This is a genomic window from Actinosynnema sp. (genome assembly GCF_052038725.1).
The window spans coordinates 1-4,391 of the sequence record NZ_JBQGCX010000246.1 but is presented as its reverse complement, the minus strand read 5'-3'; the positions used below and the strand labels follow the sequence as shown (position 1 = coordinate 4,391).

2 protein-coding genes are annotated in these 4,391 nt (G+C 72.8%); one reads left to right on the top strand and one right to left on the bottom strand.

Going from position 1 to position 4,391, the window contains the following annotated elements:
- On the bottom strand, positions 1–1,537 hold a 1,537-nt coding region (locus tag ACTUAL_RS04820; protein WP_440899397.1), incomplete at its 3' end, for a PAS domain-containing protein.
- Between the two features lie 358 nt (positions 1,538–1,895).
- On the opposite strand from ACTUAL_RS04820, the gene ACTUAL_RS04815 reads away from it, so the two are divergent.
- Entirely contained in the window at positions 1,896–4,064 is a 2,169-nt protein-coding gene (locus ACTUAL_RS04815) for a PAS domain S-box protein (RefSeq protein WP_440899396.1), read from the top strand.
- Positions 4,065–4,391: the final 327 nt, after the last annotated feature.

Sequence of the window (4,391 nt, the reverse complement as noted above, 5' to 3'; positions counted from 1 at the left end):
CGGTGAGCAGCTCCCCGAAGGACTCGGCGAGGAAGCTGGTGTTGTCGGAGACGAACTGCACCGGGGTGTTGATCTCGTGGGCGACGCCCGCGGCGAGCTGGCCGAGCGCCTCGAGGCGGTTGGCCTGGGCGAGGGCGCGCTCCAGGTCGGCGACGCGGCTGACGTCGGCGCCGACGCCGATGAGGCCGGTGCGGGCCCCGTCCGGGCCGTGCTGGGGCAGCACGCTGAGCAGGAAGCTGCGCGGCGGGCCCTCCCAGGCGGGCAGGCTGACGTGCTGGTCCATGACGGCCAGCCCGGTCTCGTCGATCTGCCGCTCCACCGAGCGGATGCCCTCGGCGAGCGGCCCGACCAGGCCGATCTCGGTGTCGGTGCGGCCGATGACCTCGTCGGCGGCGGAGACGCCCAGCTCGTCGAGCAGGGCCTGGTTCGCGCCCCGGTACCGGCCGCCGTTGTCCTTCCAGTAGAGCAGCTGCGGGATGGAGGAGATCACGTCGGAGAGCAGGAACTTCTCGTGGCTGAGCTCCTCGGTCAGCGCCTCGGCGCGCTCGCGGGCCCGCAGCAGCTCCTGCTCGGCCTCGTGCCGGGCGGTGACGTCCCGCTCGACCAGGAAGAACCTGGTCACGCCCGCCTCGGTGACCGGGTGGACCTCGATGGCGGTCCAGTAGGGCCTGCCCGCGGCGGTGCTGGTGCGGAACTCCAGCTCGCCGCCGACCGGGCCGCGCGCGGCCGACGAGGCGAGCGCGGTGGCCGGGTCGAGCGCGGCGGCGTGCTCGGGGGCCAGCGGCTCGGGGAACAGGCCGGTCCTGGTGCGGCCCTCCACCCTGGACGGGCTCAGGCCGGTCATCCGGTAGAACGCCTCGTTGGCCCACTCGACCACGCCGTGGGCGTCGGTGATGACGATGCCGTCGGCGGTGCGGCGGGCGACCAGGGCGAGGCGGCGGGTCTCCTCGTGGGAGCGGCGCAGCGCGGCCTCGGAGGCGCGGGCGAAGTGCCAGTGCACCATCTGCACCGCGCACATGGCGAGCACCAGGGCGCCGTGCAGCAGGGCGAGCGGCAGGGCGAGGTGGTGGGGGGTGCCGTCGGAGTAGATCAGCTGGGGCGCGAGGGCGCCGAACGCCAGGTGGTGCACGAAGATCAGCAGCACGGACAGCAGCAGCGGCACCCAGTCCTGGTAGAGGCCCACGAGCGCGACCGCGACCAGGTAGGCCAGGTGCAGGTGGGTGCTGCCGCCGATGGCCTGCACGAGCGCGCTCACGGCGGCGTCGAGGCCGATGGCCACGCAGACCGCGCGCCCGCGCTGGCCGTGCGCGATGTCGCCGAACGCGGCGCACGCGAGGGCGGTGGCGGCGAAGGCGACGACCCAGGCGGACTGGTCGCCGGTGTGCACCGAGCCGTCCAGGGTGCCGGACGCGAGACCGGTGACGACCACGAGCGGGACCAGCAGGAACGTGATCAGCCGGATGACGCGGTGCCGGGAGCGGAAGACCTCGGGGGCGAGCGCTCCCCGGCGGGCCGGGGCTGGGGTGGGGCCTGGCATGGGTCCTCCTGGGCGGGACGCCGGGACGTCGGGGCGCCGGGACGCCTGGCCGCGCGGGCTCGGTGGGTGACCCGCGGAACGGGCGGTTCCGGCTCAGGACCGGGCCCGCCCGGTCGTTGTGCCGGGGTCGGGACAGCGCGGAGCGGCCCTCCCCGTTCGGGTGGTGGCCGCCGCCGTGCCCGGACCCAACGGCTCCGCCCCCTGTGATGTGAGTCAATCGGCTCCGGGCGTTCGGTGGCGGGTCGGGTGCGCTTGGGACCCCACGGGTGCAGGTGGGGAGCAGGCCTTAAGGCATTCACCCGATCGGCCGACGCCGTGGTCGAGCACGAGAGCAACGACGCGGCGGAAGGAGCGGAACGTGCCCGCGCACATCCTGGATCAGCTGTCCACGACGATCGTCGAGATCACCAGGCGCGACCAGCCCATCACGCGGACCCGCCGCAAGGCGCTGGACTCCCTGCGGTCGCTGCCCGGCATCACCTCCGTCCGCTGGAGCGGCCCGCACGAGGCCGTGGCCGCCGACGGTGACGAGGTGTTCCTGCGGATGCAGCACGGCGGCGCCGTGCTGTCGGGCGCGGGCGTGCACCGGGTCGAGGTGGGGCACGCCGCGGAGGCGATCGTGCGCACCCTGGACGCGGTGCTGGTCAACACCGGCGCCATCGGCGTCGAAGGCGTGCTGGACGGCGAGGAGCCGGGGGCCGCGCGGATCACGACGGACCCGGCCACGCGGATCGTGGAGTTCAGCGACGAGGCGGTCGAACTGCTGGGGTACCGGCGCGAGGAGGCGGTCGGGAAGCTGATCGTGGACCTGCTGGTGCCCGAGCACGTGCGCGGCGCGTTCGCCGGGCTGGTGAGCGAGCTGGAGGTCGTGTCCGGCGAGGCGACCATGCCGCTGCGGTTCGACCTGCCCGCGCGGTGCGCGGACGGGACCGAGATCGACCTGGACGCGGTGGTGGAGCAGGAGCTGACCCCGGAGCGCGGGTTGGTGACCACGTGCACGCTGCGCAGGATCGACAACAGCACGTGGGGCACGCCCGAGGCCGGGGGCGGGGAGTTCCACCGGGCGCTGATGAGCCGGTCGCCGGTGCTGGTGCTGGCGCTGGCGGAGGACGGGACGATCAAGTGGGTGTCGGCGCCCGCCGAGACCGGGATCGACGCGCGCGCGCTCGCCGGTGAGCAGATGGCGTCGGCGATGCGGTTCGTGCACCCGGAGGACCGGGACGTGGTCGCCGACGCGGTGCGGCAGGTGTGGCAGATCGGCGGGACCCGGCGCACGTTCGAGGTCCGGATGGGCGCGGCCGGGCGGGCGTGGCGGCTGATGCGGGTGACGCTGCGGAACATGCTGAGCTCGCCGTCGGTGGGCGCGGTGGTGGGGTTCGCGGTGGACGTGACCGAGCGGGGGGCCGCGGAGCGGCGGGCCCGCGAGGAGGCGTTCCGGCTGCGGACGATGGTGAACGTGCTGAACGTGGGCGTGGTGCAGTTCGACGAGCTGGGGCGGGTGGCGCACGCGAACGCGGCTGCGCTGTCGTGGCTGGGGATCGACTTCTCGCCGAGCGCGGTGGCCGGGACGTTGTTGCAGCAGCACCTGCGGCCGATCGGGGCCACCCGGCACCCGGTCGAGCAGATCATCAGCGAGGGGGTGGTCGACGAGGAGATCACCGGGGAGCTGGAGCTGCTCGACGGGCGGGCTGTGGAGTACAGCTACCAGCCGGTGGGGTTGGGGGACGAGCGGGTCGGCGCGCTGCTGGTGATGCAGGACGTGACGGAGCGGGTCGCCGCGCAGCGGGTCCTGGAGCTGTCGAACGAGGAGCTGACCCGGTTGGTCGCGCTGCGGACCGAGTTCGTCTCCTCGATGAGCCACGAGTTGCGGACCCCGCTGACGGTGGTGGCCTCCTCGGCCGCGCTGTTGAAGGAGGAGTCCGAGGATTCGGGCGGGGTGCAGGGGCAGCTCGCGGATGCGATCGAGCGGAACGCCTCGCGGTTGTTGAGCGTGGTTGAGGATCTGGTGGATCTGGCGAGGCTCGAAGGCGGGGCGGTGACCGCGGATCACAGTCCGGCGAACATCACCGCGTTGTTGGGCGGGGTCATGCGGCGGATCGACGACAAGGCCTCGGATCGGGGGGTTCGGTTGGTCGTGTCCTCGGAGGAGGAGGCGGTGACCGTGCTCGGGGATGCGGAGCGGTTGGTGACGATGCTGGACTACGCGTTGTCGGCGGCCATCGGGATCAGCACCGAGGGTGAGTCGGTGACGGTGTCGACGGGGGTTCGGCAGGGGCGGTGGGTGCTGGACGTGCTCGATCCCCGGCCGTTGCAGGCGAGCGGGAGTCGGATGTACTCGGCGATCGCCCGGTTGGGGCGGTGGGGGCGGGCTGATCGGACCGCGGTGTCGACCGGGGTCAGCACGGTGCTGGCTCGGGCCATCGCGGAGTGGCACGGGGGGGCTATTGAGGTTTTTGGGGTTGAGGATGGGACGGTGACCAGGGTTTGGCTGCCGGTGCACGCTGAGGATTGGGATGATTTGGCGTGAGGTGGCGTGAGTGGCGTGGCGTGAGGTGGCGCGAGGTGGTGTGAGGTGAGTGGCGTGAGGTGGCGTTGGGTCGCCTTGCGGTTGGTGGTGCGGCGGAAGCCCCTGGCCGGATGGCCGGGGGTTTTTGGCGTTTGGAGGGGGTGGCGTCGGTAGGCTGGGGGTTGGGTGGTGAGCAAGGGGGTGGTGGGTGTGGGGTACGGGGACAAGCTCTACTGGCTCTCGGTCCTGATCCAGCGGAGGTACGCGCATATCTGCGCCGAGCACGACCTGACCCCCACGCAGGACACGATGTTGTGCGCGATCAGGAACGAGCCTCGGCGGATGACG